Here is a 17,351-nt window from a genome sequence, read left to right on the forward strand (position 1 = left end):
GGCCGATAAAAACGAAAGGCGGCCATCGAGGCCGCCGTTCGTGGAGCTGATTACCGCAGGGATCGATGTCGTTTCCGGCATCGCCTGGTGGGTTACACAGCGCATGGACTCTGGTTGTGAAGTGACGATCACTACCAGGCGCTGCTAACCCACCCTACGGAACGCGGATCAACGATCCGGCAGAGTGATGTTCAACTCCAGAATCGAACAGCTGCCCTGGTTTTCCAGTGCGACCTGAACCTGATCGGAGTCGATGTTGACGTACTTGCGGATCACTTCGACCAGTTCCTGCTGCAGGGCAGGCAGGTAATCGGGTTGAGTGCGTTGGCCACGTTCGTGGGCAACGATGATCTGCAGGCGCTCTTTGGCGATGGAGGCAGTGGCTTCCTTCTTGCGCGAACGCAAGAAGTCAAAAATATTCATTCTCGACCTCCAAACAGGCGTTGCAGGAAGCCCTGCTTTTTCACATCAAGGAAGCGGTGCGCCACTTCTTTACCGAGCAGACGATCCACGGCATCACTGTAAGCCTGGCCGGCATCGCTCTGGTCATCGAGGATTACCGGTACGCCCTGGTTGGACGCCTTGAGCACCGCCTGGGATTCCGGGATCACGCCGAGCAGGCGGATGGCGAGGATTTCCTCGACGTCTTCCACACCGAGCATTTCGCCACGGGTCACGCGCTCCGGGTTGTAACGGGTCAGCAGCAGGTGTTCCTTGATCGGCTCACCACCCTGTTCGGCGCGACGCGATTTGCTGGCCAGCAGGCCCAGCATGCGGTCGGAGTCACGTACCGAGGAGACTTCCGGGTTGGTCACCACGATGGCTTCGTCAGCGAAGTACATGGCCAGGTGAGCGCCTTTCTCGATACCGGCCGGCGAGTCGCAGACCACGTATTCGAAGTTTTCGCGCAGTTCGTTGATGACCTTCTCGACGCCTTCCTGAGTCAGGGCGTCCTTGTCACGGGTCTGGCTGGCAGCCAGCACGAACAGGTTCTCGAGACGTTTGTCCTTGATCAGGGCCTGGGTGAGGGTGGCTTCGCCATTGACGACGTTGACGAAGTCGTACACCACGCGGCGTTCGCAGCCCATGATCAGGTCGAGGTTACGCAGGCCGACGTCGAAGTCGACGATGACGGTCTTGTGGCCGCGCAGGGCGAGGCCGGTACCGATGGCGGCGCTGGTGGTGGTTTTACCGACGCCACCTTTGCCGGAAGTGACTACGAGGATCTTGGCCAAGGTGATTCACCCCAAAAATGAATAAAAAGCAGGAACCTGCCAGCGACTGGCGGTCTGTCGAAAAAATCGGTGGAGCGGATTTTCGGCGTGTTTCGAGGGCTGACGGCGCAGTTCGCTGCAGACGCCAGGCAATGCCTATAGATCGCTTGCCAGTGATTATTTTGACAGTCCGCCTGACGGCGCTCAGATGCCCTGTGTGCCTTATGTAAAGTGGCGGCAGTATCCGTTAAAGGCGGGTGATGTTCAACACGTCACCCATCAGGCTGACCTGTACCGCGCGCCCCCAATTCGGGTCGCGGCGCAGGTCTTCAGCCACCTTGTACTGGCCGGCGATGGAGAGCAGTTCCGCGCCCATCTGCTGGCAGAAAATTCGCGCCTGACGATTACCCTTGACGCCAGCCAGAGCCCGGCCGCGCATGGGGGCGTAAACATGGATGTTGCCATCGGCGAGAAGTTCCGCACCGGCACTGACCGGGGCCAGCACCACCAGGTCGCAGCCCTGGGCGTAGATCTGTTGGCCTCCGCGCACTGGCGTGGTGATCACGCGGGTCGGTTTGACCTCGGGCTCGACAGGCTTGGGCGGCTCGACGGGTTTCGGTGCTGGATCGATGACCCGCTCGCGGGCGCCAGAAGGCGGCAGCACGGGCAGATCCAGCGCATTGGCGGCGGCGATGTCTTCTTCGCGGCTGGCGCGTACGGCCAGGGTACGCAGGCCATGCTTGCGGCACAGGGCCATCAGTTCGCCGAGATCGAGGCTGCCTTCATCCTTCGGTAATTTGTCGAGGGCCAACACCAGCGGGGTGTTGCTGAAGAAGTTCGGCGCCTGGGCGACTTTCTCCGCCAGTTGCAGGTCAAGGCGGGCGAGGTCGTTGTGCGCCAGTTCCATCACGGTGATGGCCAGCATGCTGCCTTTGAGCTGGAACACGGGGTCTTGGTCGAGGAGATCAGCTTGGCTCATGGTCTGCCTGATGCGGCCTTGGAAAAGTAGCGGGACTTATAACGAGAACGGCGGCGAGGCTCAAGGGCAAAAGCAGCCGCGTCGGTTCGATAAGCGAGGCATTCACTGACAACGCCGCGAAACTTTGGTGCCTCGGCTGCCTATATAAGCGCCGTGTGGTTGCGAGCGGGGCAGGTGCGGGCTATGTTGCGGCACTTTCACCAGCGGCCGTCTGCTCAGCAAGCGGGCCGGCGCAATTCGGAGAGGCATGAGTACGTCACCGATTCATATCGCCAGCGTTCAGGCCGGCGATGTCGCCGAGCTGGTCGATTTCGTCATGGCTGCCCGCGCGCAAATCTTCCCCATGCTCGATGCAACGGTGCTGCCGGCGGATCTGCAGCATTTCGAGCGGGTCTACCTGAGTGGTGGCGACGGCCGTTTCTGGCTGGCGCGCTGTGACGGCGAAATAGTCGCTGCCATTGGCTATCTGCCCTATGACCATCGTTTCGCGCAGCTCGACTACGCCGGGCGTCGAACCGTGGAGATCGTGCGACTGTTCGTGGCCCCGCAATTTCGCCGTTTCGGTCTGGCCAAGGCGCTGTACGAGCGGCTGCGCGAGCATGCCGCTGCTGCAGGTGTGCAGGTGCTCTACCTGCATACCCATCCGTTTCTGCCGGGCGCCATCCGCTTCTGGGAGCGGCAGGGCTTCGCTGTGGTGGACGTCGAAGCCGATCCGCTCTGGCAGACGACGCATATGCAATTTCTACTGCCCGAGTTGAGCTAGAGTCACCGCCAGTCAGTCTCGGGAATCTGTTCGATGGACAAGCTGCTGGCTTTGAAAGCCCTGGTCGAAACTGTCCGCAGCGGTGGCTTTTCTGCTGCTGGGCGGTCGCTGGGCATGGCGACCTCTTCGGTGACGCGCCTGGTCAGCGGCCTGGAGGCGGAGCTGCAAAGTGTGCTGCTCAACCGCAGTACCCGTCAGGTCAGCGTCACCGAGGCAGGGCGTGTTTATTACGAGCGTGCGGTGGCCATTCTTGAGGCGCTGGAGGAGGCCGATGCGGCCGTTTGCGATGGCGGTAGCCAGGCGCGCGGGCGGCTGAATGTCAGCGTGCCGGTCGAGTTCGGTCGGCGAATCATCGCGCCGCGCCTTGGCCTGTTGTTCGAACGCCATCCCGAGTTGGAATTGAATCTACGGCTGAGCGATGAGGTGATCGATCTGCTCGGCGAGCGGGTGGACGTTGCGGTTCGCCTCGGCAGCGCGGTGTTGAGCGACGATGTGGTCAGCCTGAGAGTCGGCGAGTTTCGCCGCTGGCTGGTGGCCAGCCCGGATTATCTGGCGCGTAGCCAGCCGGTCAGCGAGCCCCAGTCACTGCTCGCTCATGATTGTCTGCGGTTCGATTTCGGTGCGGCCGGGCAGCGCTGGCAGTTCAGCGCGGCAGGTGAGGTCGAGCAGGTGGCGGTGCGTGGGCACCTGCAAAGCAACAATGGCGATGTACTGCGTGAAGCGGCGCTGGCGGGGCACGGCATCGCGTTGCTGGCCGACTGGTTGGTTCGCGAGGATGTCGCCGCTGGCCGGTTGACTCGCCTGCTGGATCAGCATGAGGTGGCGCCCGGTTCGATGAGCGGCGCCATCAGCGTGTTGTATCTGCCCAATCAGCGCAGTTCGCGACGGGTTGCCGCGTTCGTTGCGTTTTTGCGTGAGCTGCTCGAAGCCTGAGCCGGGTGTTCGAATCTGCGCAACGCTGCTTTGCACTGGAGACGGATTCTCCGCAGCGGCGAGGCGCCGTAACGTTGCGTCACCAGATGCCACCAGCCAGATGCTGGTGACGCCATGGCATTGCCGGGCATCCCACCCGTTCCCTGTTCCGACGATCCGCGCCTGTGTACGCCGATTCATCGCGAGGTAACCATGAACACATCCACTTCCCGCGAACACCATAGCCTGCCGCCCGCGCTGGTGCTGTTGTTCGCCTTCTGCTGCGGCGCCATCGTCGCCAATCTCTATTACGCCCAGCCGATCATCGAGCTGATCGCCCCTGCAGTGGGCCTGTCGATGCACGAGGCCAGCCTGATCGTTTCCCTGACCCAGGTCGGTTATGCGGTGGGGTTGTTGTTTCTGGTGCCGCTGGCTGACCTGCTGGAGAATCGACGGCTGATGCTGTTGACCACTCTGGCCGCGATGGTTTGCCTATTGGCTGCGGGCTTCTCGTCATCGCCGGGCCTGTTTCTCGGCCTGTCGCTGCTGGTCGGTCTGAGTTCGGTATCGGTGCAGATGCTGATTCCCCTGGCGGCCCATCTGGCGCCGGAGGCCACCCGGGGGCGAGTGGTGGGCAACATCATGGCCGGGCTGCTGCTGGGCATTCTGCTGGCGCGCCCGGTCGCCAGCCTGATCACCGAGTACTTCGGCTGGCGGGCGGTGTACTTTTCCGCGGCGGCGATGATGCTGGGCATCGTGGTGGTCATCGCCACCACCATTCCCCGTCATGCGCCGGACAATCGAGGACATTACGGGCAATTGTTGCTGTCGCTGTTCGGCCTGTTGCGCCGCTACCCAACGCTGCGTCAGCGGGCGCTGTACCAGGGGCTGATGTTCGCTTCGTTCAGCCTGTTCTGGACGTTGGCTCCGCTCGAACTGGTGCGCCATTACGGCTTCAGCCAGAGCCAGGTAGCGCTGTTCGCTTTGGTCGGGGCCATCGGCGCGATCGCAGCACCGCTCGCGGGCCGACTGGCCGATGCCGGCCATACCCGTCGTGCCACCCTGGTGGCGTTGATTCTCGCGCCGCTGTCGTTTGCGCTGACCCTGGCCGGCTCGCTGGCTGGGGTGATCGGCCTGGTGCTGTGTGCCGTGCTGCTGGACTTCGCCGTGCAACTGAACATGGTGTTGGGCCAACGCGAGGTCTATGCCTTGGAGCAGAACAGTCGAGCGCGGCTCAATGCCCTGTACATGACCAGCATCTTCGTGGGAGGCGCCACGGGGTCGGCCATCGCCAGCCCGATCTACGAAAGCTTTGGCTGGCAGGGTGCCGCGCTGATCGGTGGGGCGTTTCCTGCCCTGGCGCTGCTCTTGGCGTTGTGGAATAGGCGCCAGGCGGCTGCGCCGGAGCAGCGGGTGCTGTCCGGCAAGTAGCAGAGTGATTCAGAGCTGCGAGGTACGCACCACGCAATCCGCACGCTCACGCAAGCGCGGGTTCAGCGCGGTGCCCAGGCCAGCACCGGTTGGCGGCAGGATGAAGCCGTTCTGCACATCGGGCAGGGTGGTCACCAGATCCTGATAGAAGCCGGCCAGGTAGGCGCGCACCACTTCCTGGAAGATCGCGTTGGGGCTCGACAGCCCCAGGTGCAGCGAGGCCATCAGTACCACCGGCCCGGTGCAGTCGTGAGGGGCGATGGGTTTCTGGTAGGCCTCGGCCAGGGCGGCGACTTTCTTGGCCTCGCTGATGCCGCCGCACCAGGACAGATCCAGCATCACGTAGTCCAGCGCATCGGCGGCCAGCAGGTCGCGGAACGCACTGCGTGTCGCCAGGGTTTCGCTGCCGCACACCGGCAGGCCGCTGAGGCGACGGTAATCAGCCAGGCCCTGCACGGAGTCCATCTTGATCGGGTCTTCGGACCAGAAGATGTTGTAGTCCTTCAGTTCACGGGCGATGGACAGCGCTGTGGTGGTGTTCCACAACGAGTGGAATTCGCACATCAGTTCGATGCGGTCACCGACTGCCTTGCGGATTTTCTCGAAGGGCTCAAGGCCCTTTTTTATATCCGCCGAACTGATGTACTGGCCGCCGCTGGCCATGGCGAAGGCATCGAAGGGCCAGATCTTCATGGCGCTGAAACCGTCTTCGATCAGGCTCTGGGCTAGCTCGTCGGGGCATTCGATAAAGGCGACCTGGTCGTCGTAGCGTTCGCTGACCGTGGCCTCGCCCTTGGCGATGGTGCGGCGCTGTTCGCCGCCGGTATTAAAGTTGCCACCGGCGCAGGTGTTGTAGGCGCGCATGCTGTCGTGGGCGAGGCCGCCGAGCAGCTGGTAGATGGGCTGGTTCACCGCCTGGCCGAAGATGTCCCAGAGGGCGATATCCAGCGCCGAGGCCGCGCGGGTTTCCACGCCGGAACCGTTGAAGCCGAGGTAGCCGCGCAGCAGCGTCTTGCTGTGCCGTTCGATCTGTAACGGATCCTTGCCCAGCAGCATGCCGGCGGAAATCGAGTGGATGTAGGCTTCCACGGCTTCCGAGCCGCGGAAGGTCTCACCGAGACCGACCTGGCCGTCATCGGTATGCACCTCGACCCAGATCAGGTTGGGCAGGCTCTTCAGGCGCGTGGTTTCGATTCTGGTAATTTTCATGAGCTGTCCTCAACCCTCGCCGTAGACGACGTTATGCAACTTCTCGCCGTTTTTCAGGCGCTCGATATTGGCAGCGATAAAGGCGTAGCGGCGCTCGAACAGGCCGTGGGTCCAACCGGAGATGTGCGGTGTGCAGAAGGCGTTGGGCAGTTCCTCGAAACGGTGCCGGGCCGGCGCCACGCTGTCGTTGCTACCAGCCGGGTAGGCGTACCAGACGTCGAGAAACGCCTTGGCGATCTGCTTGTCGACCAGGGCCTGATAGAGCGCGTCTTCGTCGACCACCGCGGCACGGGCGATATTGATCAGTACGGCGTCCTCGTGCATGGCCTGGAACTGCGCTACGCCGAACGAGCCACGGGTTTCATCGTTGAGCGGACAGGACAGCACCACGTAGTCGACACGGGGCAGGATTTCGTTGATCTGCGACGGTGTGCAGGCCTCGTTGCATGGCCCCTTCAACTGGCCATTGAGGGCGCGGGAGGAGAGGGCGATGACCTTCAGTCCGAAGGCCTGGGCACGTACCGCCACGGCCTGGCCGATGCGCCCGAAGCCGACGATCAGAACGGTTTTGCCATACAGCTCGCCGCGCGGTCTGCGTCCCAGGTAGGAAGCCGAGAAACGCTCGCTGTCGAAGCTGGCACGGGCCTGGGCCAGGCCGACTTCATGTTCGAGCATGCTCGCCAGGGCATATTCGGCCATGGGGATTTCGTGCTCGAACACGTTGCAGGCCACACTGCCTTTGGGCATCACCGAAAAGTCGATGCCATCGAGGCCGGCACCCGGTACATGGAGCAGGCGAAAGCGCGGCACTTCCGCCTTGTTCGGACGCTTGAAACGCATGGCCACCAGCACATCGGCACCGTCGATCTGCTCATCCCACTCCGGCGATTCGTGAGCCTCCCGCGGCAGGGCCACATAATCGGCCTCAAAGCCCAGTTCGGCGGCGATTTCATCCCGGTGGGTGGCGGCTTCGCCGACCATGACGATTTTCATGAGTCTCTCTCCTGTATCGCTGTCATGCCTGTGCAAGTGGCTTGCAGGTGACGGCTCCTGTGCAAAGGTACTGAAAATTATGGTAGCGCAACCATTTTCCACTCCACCGTAGTCCATGACTGGCGGGCCTGACAAGTGGATTTGTTTTATGAGCGCGCGAGAAGGTACTCAACGCCGTGTGCCACACAGGGTTTCTGAGAGGTATTGCGCCTAGCGAGTGCTGTCGCGATCGATCAATTGGTAGCCGATATCCTGTCGCAACACGTTATCGCTGTTGCCCAGAAGTCGACCGAGCAGGGCACTTGCTGCAGCATCGCCCATGGCTCTGCCGTCGATCTTCACGGTAGAGAGTGAAGGGTGGGTATGGGCCGCGAAATTCATGTCACCAAAGCCCATCACGGCGACTTCATCGGGCACGCGAATGCCCTGCGCCATCGCCTCGGTGAGCACGCCGTGGGCGAGAGTGTCAGAGGTACAGACCACCACCTGCGGTCTGGTTGGCGCCGCGAGCAATTTGCGCAGGCCGCTGCGGCCGTGTTCCAGGGTCGGTACGCCTTCGATGTGCTCGCCCGGCACCTCGTGTATGCCGTTGGCCAGCAGCTCATCGACGAAGGCTTTGATCCGTCGCTGACCGCGTGGGTCGTTGACCGCCAGGGTGGCGAAGTCGCGATAGCCTTTGCCCAGCAGATTGCGGGCCACATCGCGCCCAATATCCTCGTGCGAAAAGCCCACCAGCATGTCGATGGGGTCGCTGGTCAGATCCCAGGTTTCCACCACGGGAACCCCCACGGCGCGCAGTCGGCGGCGGCTGGCCTCGGTGTGCAGGGTACCGGTGAGGATGATGCCGTCTGGCCGGCGGCTGAGAATCACTTCGAGCAGTTCCTGCTCCTGATCAGGCTGGTAGCCGGACATGCCCAGCAGTACCTGGTAACCGGATTTACTCAGGCGGTCGGCGATGGCCTGGAAGGTGTCGGAAAAGATCGGGTTGGTGAGGATCGGCACGATCACCGCGACCAGATGGCTGCGGTTGCTGGCCAGGGCGCCGGCGACCAGATTGCGCACGTAACCGGTGTCTTCGATGGCCTTGCGCACCTTGAGCAGCGTCGCCTTCTTGACGTGATCGGGGTTGTTGAGTGCCCGTGACACGGTCATCGGTGCCACACCCGCTGCCTTGGCCACATCGATCAGGGTTACCCCGTGAGTCGACCTGCCGCTGTTGCCTGCTCCCTTGACCGCCATAACACTTCCACATTGATTGAGTGGGCATCCTAACAGTGCCAGCGCGTAGCGGTCATGCCGTGATTGCCTTTTGCCAGCCCGGCGACCGGCAGCGCTTGTCGACCATCGTCCGTTGGCCGATCTACCGGCCGTTGAGGAACCAGCCCGATTCACCGCGGTCTTTCAGCAGTCGGCCAAACCGGGCGAAAGGCATGGCGTTGCGCCAGTTACGCGACCCTGCCGAGCCCCACAACAATTCATCTGGCCGACGTTAGCGCGCTGCGTCGCATTGTGTTCCACCGCCGAGTGAAGATCGTTTTTATGTCCCTAGCCCGCCCGTTTTCCGCATCCTTTTCCCTGCCGCAGCTTCGCGTGCTCGGGACTTCACTACTCGCCGGTTTGCTGCTTGTTGCGGCGCCGGTTCATGCTCAACAGGCCAGCGCCGACGTGCGCTGGGTCAGCGACAGTTTGAATACCTACGTGCGCAGCGGTCCGACCGATGGCTACCGTATTGTCGGCACGCTCAGCTCAGGTGTACGCGTGCAGTTGCTGCGTACCCAGGGCGATTACAGCCAGGTTCGCGGCGAGAATGGCGATGCCGTATGGATCGCCAACCGCGACCTGCAGGAGGTGCCTGGCCAGGCTGAGCGGCTGCCAGCGCTCGAGCAGAAGGTGACCGAATTGAGCACCGAACTCGAAGGCATCAACGACACCTGGAAAACCCGCGTGCAAGGCATGCAGGAGACCCTGGATTCGCGCAAGACCCTGATCGACGAACTCGAGGCCAGCCGCAGTGCCCTGGATATCGAATTGAATCAGGCGCGTTCGGAGTTGCGTGAAGCCCAGGCTCAGTTGGGCAGCGAGCAGAAGGAAGTGCTGATGCGCTATATGATTTATGGCGGCAGTATCGCGGGCGCTGGCCTGTTGATGGGGTTGATCCTGCCAACGATGTTCCGAGTGCGTCGCAAGCGTAACGATCAGTGGGTCTGAACCGATAGGTGAAGCCGTCCTGGGTATCGCTCTACGCAGCCCAGGCTACGGGGCAGGTTCGCGCATCACTGCACGTCTGCCGCTACTGCCGCCCGAATCGCTTCCAGCAGCATCATGCAGGCCGGGTTGTCGTTGTTGCTGCGCCAGGTCAGGTGCAGCTCGCTCTGAATGCCGTTGCCCAGGTCGATCTCGCGGAACGTCACGTCCTTGAACACCACGTTGGTGGCGCAGCGCGGCACCAGGGCCAGGCCCATACCGGCGTTGACCAATGCCAGAATGGTCAGCGACGACCCCAGCCACTGCACGTATTCCGGCGCCACTCCTGCCGAGCGGAACATGCCGGTCAGCAATTCGTTGAAGGGTGGATAGGCTGCGTGGGAGTACATCAGAAAGGGCGCGCCATCCAGATCCCCGACCCTTACCTGATCAGCCGTGGCCAGTGGATGATGGCTGGGGATGGCCAGCACGAAAGGCTCACGCACCAGGCACTCATTCTCGTAACCCGCCTGCAGCAGCGGCTGGCGCACGATGCCCAGGTCGATACGCCGGGTGCGCAGCGCTTCGTGCTGCTGGTGGGTGTTCATCTCGCTCAGGGAAATCTTCACCTGGGGCTGATTGAGCCGCGCCTCGGCGATCACCCGTGGCAGGAACTCATACACCGCACTGCCAACGAAGCTGATGCTCACCGAGCCGATATCGCCTGCTGCGAAGCGTCGTGCCGAGGCGGCTGCCTGATGGGCGCGTTCCAACAGGTGCTGAGCTTCGATGAAAAACGCCCGACCAGCGGCGGTGAGCGCGACGCTGCGAGTGCTGCGGGTGAACAGTTCGACGCCGAGGCTGTGCTCCAGTAGCTGGATCTGCCGACTGAGTGGCGGCTGGGTCATGTTAAGCCGTTCGGCGGCACGGCGAAAGTTGAGTTCGGTGGCGACGGTGGTGAAGCAGCGCAGCTGGGCAAGCTCGAACATTGATCTAATCCAGGTATCAATCGAATACCAATCTAGATTAGACGGGATCAATGCCCGCGTACATGATCGGCGCATCCCACAAAAACAATGATCGGGAGTCGCCCCAATTGAATAACGTCCAGAGTTCCGCCGATCCGCAGGTTGTTGCCCGCGCGGTCTCGAAAGTGAAACGCCACGTTCTGCCGCTGTTCGTGGTCATGTTCATCGTCAACTACATCGACCGGGTGAACATCGGCTTCGTCCGCAGCCACCTGGAAACCGATCTGGGTATCGGTGCCGCGGCCTACGGCCTGGGGGCCGGCCTGTTCTTCATCGGCTACGCGCTGTTCGAAGTGCCTTCGAACATCCTGTTGCAGCGCTACGGCGCCAAGGTGTGGCTGACCCGCATCATGTTCACCTGGGGCATCGTCGCCACCGCGATGGCGTTCGTACCCAACGAAACCTGGTTCTACATCCTGCGCTTTCTGCTCGGCGTCGCCGAGGCCGGTTTCTTCCCGGGCGTGGTGTATTACTTCACCAAGTGGCTGCCCGCCGGTGAGCGTGGCAAAGCCATGGCCATCTTCCTTAGTGGTTCGGCTATCGCGTCGATCCTCTCGGGCCCGCTGTCCGGTCTGCTCCTGCAAATCGAAGGCCTGGGCATGAAAGGCTGGCAGTGGATGTTCTTCATCGAGGGCATGTTCTCGGTAGTGCTCTGCGGCTTCGTCTGGTTCTGGCTGGATTCGCTGCCCAAGGACGCCAAATGGCTGACCCGTGAGGAAAGCCAGGCCCTGACCGACTGCATCGACGAAGAACAGCGTCAGCGCCAACTGGCGGCGGGGGAGACCGGCGCGGTCAAGCACTCGGTGTTCAAGCTGCTGCGCGACCCGCAGATCATGCTGTTCTGCTTCCTGTACTTCTCGATCTCGCTGACCATCTACGGCTGCACCTTCTGGCTGCCGAGCATCATCCGCTCCATGGGTGGGCTGGATGATATGCAGGTCGGGCTGTTCAACTCGGTGCCGTGGATCATCTCGGTGGCCGCCATGTACGCCTTCGCCAGCCTGGCAGCGCGCTACAAGTGGCAACAGGCCTGGGCCTCCGCAGCGTTCGTGATCGCCGCGTTCGGGCTGTTCATGTCCACCACTGGCGGGCCGATCTTCTCCTTTATCGCCATCTGCTTTGCGGCCATCGGTTTCAAGGCGGCGTCCTCGCTGTTCTGGCCGATTCCCCAGGCATATCTGGATGCACGCATCGCCGCGGCGGTGATTGCCCTGATCAACTCGGTGGGCAGCCTGGGTGGCTTCGTTGCCCCGGCCACCTTCGGTTACCTCGAAGAGCACACCGGCTCAATCGAAGGCGGCCTGATTGGTCTGGCCGTGGTCTCGCTGATCGCCGGCATCCTGGTGTTCATGACCAAGACCAGCAAGGGCGCCAAAAGCAATGACAATGGGGTGAGCCCCAAACCGGCGGTATCGCCAGCCTAAGAAAGTCCATGCGCTGGCACCACCGGCGCAGTAATCCTGCGAGATTTAAGGAGTTCCAATCATGAGGATCAAACACGTACGGGTAACGCCGATTGCGTTCCGTGACGCACCGCTGCTTAACGCCAGCGGCATCCACGAACCCTACGCCCTGCGTTCGATCATCGAAGTAGAAAGTGACAACGGCTATATCGGCCTGGGTGAAAGCTACGGCGATGCCCCGGTGCTCAGCGTGTTGCAGGCCATGCAGGAATCGCTGGTCGGGCTCGATCCTTTCGATCTCAACGGCTTGCGTGCCCGTGTGGTGAAAACCGTCGCCGCGTTGAAGCCAGGCACTGCTGGCGCCGAGCTGGCCCCTGGCTCGCACCCGAGCAAGCAGGTGGCTAACGCCTATTCGGCCTTCGAAGTGGCCTTTCTCGATCTGCAGGCACGTTCGTTGGGCATGCCTCTGGTCGATCTGCTGGGCGGCGCGGTGCGCGACGAAGTGCCGTTCAGCGCCTACCTGTTCCTCAAGTACGCCGAGCACGTGGGCTCACCCTACAAGCCGGATCGCTGGGGGGAGGGCATCAGCCCCGAGCAGATCGTTGCTCAGGCACGCACCATGATCGAGGAGAACGGCTTCAAGAGCATCAAGCTCAAGGCCGGTACCTTGCTCGGCCCGGAACACGAGGTCGCCTGCATCAAGGCACTGCGTCAGGCCTTCCCGGACACGCCGCTGCGTATCGACCCCAACGGCAACTGGTCGGTGGAAACCTCACTGCGCATGGCCGAGCTGATGGGCGATGACCTGCAGTATTACGAAGACCCGTGTCCCGGGCTGGAAGGCATGGCCGAGGTGCACAAGCGCACCGGCATTCCCCTGGCGACCAATATGGTGGTCACCGATTTCGACGAGTTCCGCCGCAGTGTGGCGCTGAACAGTGTGCAGATCGTGCTCGCCGATCACCACTACTGGGGCGGCCTGCGTGATACGCAGATTCTCGCCCGCATGTGCGACACCTTCGGCCTGGGCGTATCGATGCACTCGAACTCGCATCTGGGCATCAGCCTGATGGCCATGACCCACGTGGCGGCCGCCGTGCCGAACCTGGCCTACGCCTGCGACACCCATTACCCGTGGCAGGAGCCGGATGAAGAGGTGATCAAGGGCGGCAAGCTGCCGATCGTCGATGGCTGCGTGAAGCTCACCCGAACCCCTGGGCTGGGTGTCGAGCTGGATTACGATCAGCTGGCCAAACTCAATGACCAGTACCTGACCTGCGGCATCCGCTCGCGCAATGACGTGACCCAGATGCAGAAGTACGACCCGAGCTGGAAAGCACTCAAGCCGCGCTTCTAAAGTAGCTGCGCATGGCTTCTGCATTGAAGCCATGCGGTTTTGCTACTGGTTCACGGCTTTTTCGATGTACTCCACCGCTTGCGCGACAGGGATGGTGAAAATACCACCTTCGTCCGCGTCGAACGCGGCTTTCCAGTGGCCGTAGCCTTCGGAAATATCAGGCATGGGCGCGTCCGAACTGACCATTCGCGTCACGCTGTCTTGCAGTGCCGCCTCGCTGATGGGAAGGTGAGGCAGGTCGGTCTGCAGACCACCTTCGATATGCGGGTTCCTGAGTTTCAGGCCGTCCAGGGCAATGTGGTAGATCGGCCCGAGTTTTTCGTGCGGGTCGATCTGCACGATATAGAGCTGTGAAGACTCTTCCCCCGCGCGCGTCTGGTAGTGCCAGACTTGTCCTTCTTCAAGCTGTCCTGATGCAGACGCTGACATGGCGACCCCTGCTGTGAATGAAATGGCTGCGGTTTTCAAAAAGCAGGATCCGGGAACGGCAACTTGTCCTGCGAGACGCTTGGTTGCGCCACCCATTTCTGCCCCTGGCGATAGAAGTCCGCCTGAGTCTCACTGGTGCCCGCACCCATGACCATCAACACGCCACAGGCGATCTGCCCTGGATGCTCAGCCTCTACGGCCGGGATGCAGGTTCCCAGCTTGGCAGTGGTCGTTCCGGCGAGCTCTGGCATTTGCATCATCTCCAGAAATGCCGCTGTGGCTTCCTCGCTGCTGGGGCGCTGCAACTCTTCTGCATGGGTTGCGGGGGCGCAAAGCAATGCGGTCAGGGTCAGCGCTGCGTAGGTTTTCCTGGTCAATTCCGACACTCCTTATCCGGTTGTTGTCATGACGGGCGAGTCGAACGTTGGCACGGCTCGCTCCATCGCGTTATTTTGCCTATTCATTTGCCTGTAGCAACTGCTGTGCTTTTTTGCCGTCGATGACGGTCGCATATTCACCCTGCAAATTCGCCAGTGCCATGCAATGCACTTCCTCTGCGCTACGTGCCACACCACTGTAGTCGCTCTTCGCGAACGCGAAGCAGCCATCTGCCGCCACGTGGGTGGTGAAGCCGAGATTGCCCGCCGAGCGCGCCGTGCCTTCAACGGAGTTGTTGGTACTGACGCCGACTATCACCAGTGATTCGATCCCCCTTACCCGCAACCAGCGCTCCAGCCCGGAGTTGATGAAGGCATCGGGCACGTTCTTCTCGACTACGTGCTCCTCTGGTTGTGGGCGCAGCGCTGGCTGGAACTCGACGCCAAACTGCCCAGGCGCAAACAGTGAGCCGGTCGCCCTTGAGATATGGCGAACGTGCACGATCGGCGCTTGCGCCGCGCGCCAGGCCTGCAAGAGCTCAGCGACACGGGCTGGCGCATCAGGATTGTTGCGCTGTCCGGCAGCCGCCTCGAGCATGCCGCGTTGCATATCGATGATGATCAGAGCCGGTAACGGCATGGGTGAAACCTCCTTTAGGGGGTGCGGGGCACTTCTGGCCAGCTTTTCTATCTATAGCTGGTAGGGCCTCCGATCAGATATTGCATCTTGCACGACCGAATCATGGTTACCGTGCAGGATGCATAGTTCAATTGATTTTTAAATAAAAAAAGTCCTTTAAAATCAGCATCTTATTTTTTATCAGAAGCTGGCATGCACTCTGCAATATCCCTCTTATAAAGAAACACCACATAGAGGGTACGAGCCATGCAATACGCCATCCAGCAGCTAATCGAAAATCTCCCGGATCACGTAGTCGATTTCAAGAAGCGCCCTGACGGGATGTTGCTGATGACGTTGCGTAAGGACGATGAAGTGGTATTCGTAAAGGCAATCGACCGTCAGACCGTATTTTGTGAAGTCCGCGTCAAGGCTTTGCTGCATGAAATCATGCGTGACAACAAACTGGTCAGCGGCGAAATCAATTGGAAAGGCCAGGGTGCTCAGTGGATCGACCGCACGCTGCCAACCTTTACCGGTGCGCCTATCAACCCGACTGCCGCCAAGATGATGTGGGCACGTCGTACGCGTGACGGTGGCTACCGCGCTACTGCCTAATAAGGCAGCCATAACACCCAAAAGCCTCGCTAATGCGGGGCTTTTTGCGGTTTGCAGTAAAGATTTTCCATGTCCTGCACGGTAAGGACGGCAAGGCATGTGGGGCCGGCGCTCTCTTGCCAGGGCGCCGGCTGCATGGGTTCAGCCGGCTAGCACGCTGTCGACCAGCGCCTTGGCTTCTTCCTGAATGCGTTTCAGGTGAGTATCGCCTTCGAAGCTTTCGGCATAGATCTTGTAAACGTCCTCGGTGCCGGAGGGGCGAGCGGCGAACCAGCCGTTGTCGGTGACCACTTTCAGCCCGCCAATGGCTGCACCGTTGCCCGGTGCTTCGGTGAGAATCGCGGTAATCGGCTGGCCAGCCAGCTCACTGGCAGTCACTTGAGAGGCCGACAGCTTGCCTAGGCGGGCTTTCTGCTCACGGTCGGCCGGTGCGTCGATACGTTGGTAGACGGGAGCACCGAAGCGTTCGGTCAGCGCCTGATAGCGCTCGCCTGGATCTTTGCCGGTCACCGCGGTGATTTCCGCAGCCAGCAGGCCGAGGATGATGCCGTCCTTGTCGGTAGACCACGCGCTGCCGTCCTTGCGCAGGAACGAAGCCCCGGCGGATTCCTCGCCACCAAAGCCGAAATTGCCCTCGACCAACCCGTCGACGAACCATTTGAAGCCCACTGGCACTTCCACCACGTTACGGCCGATGCCCTGGGCAACGCGGTCGATCATCGAGGAAGACACCAACGTCTTGCCGATAGAGGCCTGAGCCGACCAAAGCGGACGGTGAGTGAACAGGTACTCGATGGCCACTGCCAAATAATGGTTGGGATTGAGCAGGCCTACCGAGCGGGCGACGATGCCGTGGCGGTCGTGGTCGGTATCACAGGCGAAGGAGACGTCGAAGCGATCCTTGTTTTCGATCAGCCCGGCCATGGCGTAGGGCGAGCTGCAGTCCATGCGGATCTTGCCGTCCCAGTCCACGCGCATGAAGCGGAAGGTCGGGTCGACGCGGGTCGACAGCACCTCCAGCGGCAGGCCGAAGCGCTCGGCGATGCGTGTCCAGTAATGCACGCCGGCGCCGCCCAGCGGGTCGACCGCGAACTTCAGGCCCGAGCCGCGAATCGCCTGCAGATCGAGCACCTGCTCGAGGTCGCCGACGTAATTCTCGATGAAGTCGTAACGCTGGGTGGTCGGCGCCTTCAGGGCGCTGGCGTAGTCGATGCGCTGCACACCCTTGAGGCCTGCCACCAGCAGTTCGTTGGCGCGTTCCTGAATCCACTTGGTGACGCCGGTGTCAGCCGGGCCGCCGTTCGTGGCGTTGTACTTGAAGCCGCCGTCGGCAGGCGGGTTGTGCGATGGGGTGATAACGATGCCATCGGCCAGGCCGCTGCTGCGTCCCCTGTTGTAATCAAGGATCGCCTTGGAGATCGCCGGGGTCGGCGTGTAGCCGGGCTCGCCAGCGGTTTCACTGCAGCCTGCATCGATACGGGTTTCGATACGGTTGGCAGCCAGTACTTCCAGCGCCGAGACGAACGCGGGCTCGGACAACGCGTGGGTGTCCATGCCGATGAACAGCGGGCCGTCGATACCTTGGCCATTGCGGTAATCGCAGATCGCCTGGGTCACGGCAAGGATGTGCCATTCGTTGAAGCTGTTCTTCAGGGACGAGCCGCGGTGGCCCGAGGTGCCGAACGCCACCTGCTGTGCGGGGTCGCTCGGGTCCGGACGTTCGCTGTAATAGCGGGATACCAGGCGCGGCAGATTGGCCAGGCTGTGCTCGTCGGGAAGGCGTCCCGCAGTGCTGTGGATGCTCATCAATCGTTCCTTTGATGGGATGAAGGGGC

General features: G+C 61.7%; 18 protein-coding genes. 7 read left to right on the plus strand and 11 right to left on the minus strand.

All coding sequences use genetic code 11. The features are described 5' to 3' along the window. Positions 1–168 precede the first annotated feature (168 nt). The 3 genes from minE to minC form a co-directional block, all read right to left on the minus strand. A complete protein-coding gene (minE, locus tag ACZ0AI_RS02840; protein ID WP_070883881.1) occupies positions 169–423 on the minus strand; it encodes a cell division topological specificity factor MinE in 255 nt (84 codons plus the stop codon). Next, positions 420–1,235 carry a septum site-determining protein MinD gene (minD, locus tag ACZ0AI_RS02845; RefSeq protein WP_463564473.1) on the minus strand — a complete coding sequence of 272 codons (816 nt, stop codon included), beginning with the start codon at positions 1,233–1,235 and terminating at the stop codon, positions 420–422. The genes minE and minD overlap by 4 nt, the downstream gene beginning before the upstream one ends. 226 nt (positions 1,236–1,461) lie before the next feature. Next, positions 1,462–2,193 (minus strand): septum site-determining protein MinC, encoded by a 732-nt coding sequence (gene minC / locus ACZ0AI_RS02850; RefSeq protein WP_463564474.1) that lies wholly within the window; start codon positions 2,191–2,193, stop codon positions 1,462–1,464. A 247-nt stretch (positions 2,194–2,440) separates the two neighbouring features. Between minC and ACZ0AI_RS02855 the strand changes: the two genes are divergently transcribed. The 3 genes from ACZ0AI_RS02855 to ACZ0AI_RS02865 all read left to right on the plus strand — a co-directional run bounded on the left by ACZ0AI_RS02855 (position 2,441) and on the right by ACZ0AI_RS02865 (position 5,299). Beyond that, the gene (locus tag ACZ0AI_RS02855) at positions 2,441–2,956 is read left to right on the plus strand and encodes a GNAT family N-acetyltransferase (RefSeq protein ID WP_463564475.1); all 516 of its coding nucleotides are present in this window, start codon (positions 2,441–2,443) and stop codon (positions 2,954–2,956) included. Between the two features lie 33 nt (positions 2,957–2,989). Continuing rightward, a complete protein-coding gene (locus ACZ0AI_RS02860) occupies positions 2,990–3,889 on the plus strand; it encodes a LysR family transcriptional regulator (RefSeq protein WP_463564476.1) in 900 nt (299 codons plus the stop codon). A gap of 192 nt (positions 3,890–4,081) precedes the next feature. Continuing rightward, on the plus strand, positions 4,082–5,299 hold the full coding sequence (locus ACZ0AI_RS02865; RefSeq protein ID WP_463564477.1) for an MFS transporter: 1,218 nt from the start codon (positions 4,082–4,084) through the stop codon (positions 5,297–5,299). A 9-nt stretch (positions 5,300–5,308) separates the two neighbouring features. On the opposite strand, the gene ACZ0AI_RS02870 is transcribed toward ACZ0AI_RS02865, so the two are convergent. The 3 genes from ACZ0AI_RS02870 to ACZ0AI_RS02880 form a co-directional block, all read right to left on the minus strand. Continuing rightward, positions 5,309–6,508, minus strand: coding sequence for a mandelate racemase/muconate lactonizing enzyme family protein (locus tag ACZ0AI_RS02870; protein ID WP_463564478.1), 1,200 nt, complete (start codon positions 6,506–6,508; stop codon positions 5,309–5,311). Between the two features lie 9 nt (positions 6,509–6,517). Next, the gene (locus tag ACZ0AI_RS02875) at positions 6,518–7,501 is read right to left on the minus strand and encodes a 2-hydroxyacid dehydrogenase (protein ID WP_463564479.1); all 984 of its coding nucleotides are present in this window, start codon (positions 7,499–7,501) and stop codon (positions 6,518–6,520) included. A 210-nt stretch (positions 7,502–7,711) separates the two neighbouring features. Next, a complete protein-coding gene (locus tag ACZ0AI_RS02880) occupies positions 7,712–8,740 on the minus strand; it encodes a LacI family DNA-binding transcriptional regulator (protein ID WP_463564480.1) in 1,029 nt (342 codons plus the stop codon). A gap of 300 nt (positions 8,741–9,040) precedes the next feature. Here ACZ0AI_RS02880 and ACZ0AI_RS02885 point away from each other — a divergent pair, with 300 nt between their 5' ends. Next, positions 9,041–9,709 (plus strand): TIGR04211 family SH3 domain-containing protein, encoded by a 669-nt coding sequence (locus ACZ0AI_RS02885; RefSeq protein WP_463564481.1) that lies wholly within the window; start codon positions 9,041–9,043, stop codon positions 9,707–9,709. A gap of 65 nt (positions 9,710–9,774) precedes the next feature. Here the strand turns inward: ACZ0AI_RS02885 and ACZ0AI_RS02890 are convergent, their stop codons facing one another. Beyond that, on the minus strand, positions 9,775–10,674 hold the full coding sequence (locus tag ACZ0AI_RS02890; protein ID WP_463564482.1) for a LysR family transcriptional regulator: 900 nt from the start codon (positions 10,672–10,674) through the stop codon (positions 9,775–9,777). 107 nt (positions 10,675–10,781) lie between these two features. Between ACZ0AI_RS02890 and ACZ0AI_RS02895 the strand changes: the two genes are divergently transcribed. Both ACZ0AI_RS02895 and ACZ0AI_RS02900 read left to right on the plus strand, forming a co-directional pair. Continuing rightward, entirely contained in the window at positions 10,782–12,137 is a 1,356-nt protein-coding gene (locus ACZ0AI_RS02895) for an MFS transporter (RefSeq protein WP_463564483.1), read from the plus strand. A 61-nt stretch (positions 12,138–12,198) separates the two neighbouring features. Then, positions 12,199–13,473: a glucarate dehydratase family protein gene (locus ACZ0AI_RS02900; protein ID WP_463564484.1), complete on the plus strand. Its 1,275-nt coding sequence runs from the start codon at positions 12,199–12,201 to the stop codon at positions 13,471–13,473. A 42-nt stretch (positions 13,474–13,515) separates the two neighbouring features. On the opposite strand, the gene ACZ0AI_RS02905 is transcribed toward ACZ0AI_RS02900, so the two are convergent. From ACZ0AI_RS02905 to ACZ0AI_RS02915, 3 genes are all read right to left on the minus strand, one after another. Then, on the minus strand, positions 13,516–13,941 hold the full coding sequence (locus ACZ0AI_RS02905; RefSeq protein ID WP_463564485.1) for a hypothetical protein: 426 nt from the start codon (positions 13,939–13,941) through the stop codon (positions 13,516–13,518). Beyond that, the gene (locus tag ACZ0AI_RS02910) at positions 13,938–14,279 is read right to left on the minus strand and encodes a hypothetical protein (RefSeq protein ID WP_463564486.1); all 342 of its coding nucleotides are present in this window, start codon (positions 14,277–14,279) and stop codon (positions 13,938–13,940) included. Before ACZ0AI_RS02910 ends, ACZ0AI_RS02905 begins: the two co-directional genes overlap by 4 nt. A gap of 79 nt (positions 14,280–14,358) precedes the next feature. After that, positions 14,359–14,919 carry a cysteine hydrolase family protein gene (locus tag ACZ0AI_RS02915; RefSeq protein ID WP_463564487.1) on the minus strand — a complete coding sequence of 187 codons (561 nt, stop codon included), beginning with the start codon at positions 14,917–14,919 and terminating at the stop codon, positions 14,359–14,361. A 246-nt stretch (positions 14,920–15,165) separates the two neighbouring features. On the opposite strand from ACZ0AI_RS02915, the gene ACZ0AI_RS02920 reads away from it, so the two are divergent. Next, positions 15,166–15,516, plus strand: a complete 351-nt coding sequence (locus tag ACZ0AI_RS02920; protein WP_463564488.1) for a hypothetical protein — start codon at positions 15,166–15,168, stop codon at positions 15,514–15,516. 141 nt (positions 15,517–15,657) lie between these two features. On the opposite strand, the gene pgm is transcribed toward ACZ0AI_RS02920, so the two are convergent. Continuing rightward, entirely contained in the window at positions 15,658–17,322 is a 1,665-nt protein-coding gene (pgm, locus tag ACZ0AI_RS02925; protein WP_463564489.1) for a phosphoglucomutase (alpha-D-glucose-1,6-bisphosphate-dependent), read from the minus strand. Positions 17,323–17,351 lie beyond the last annotated feature (29 nt).

This window comes from Pseudomonas sp. AC355, assembly GCF_979258205.1.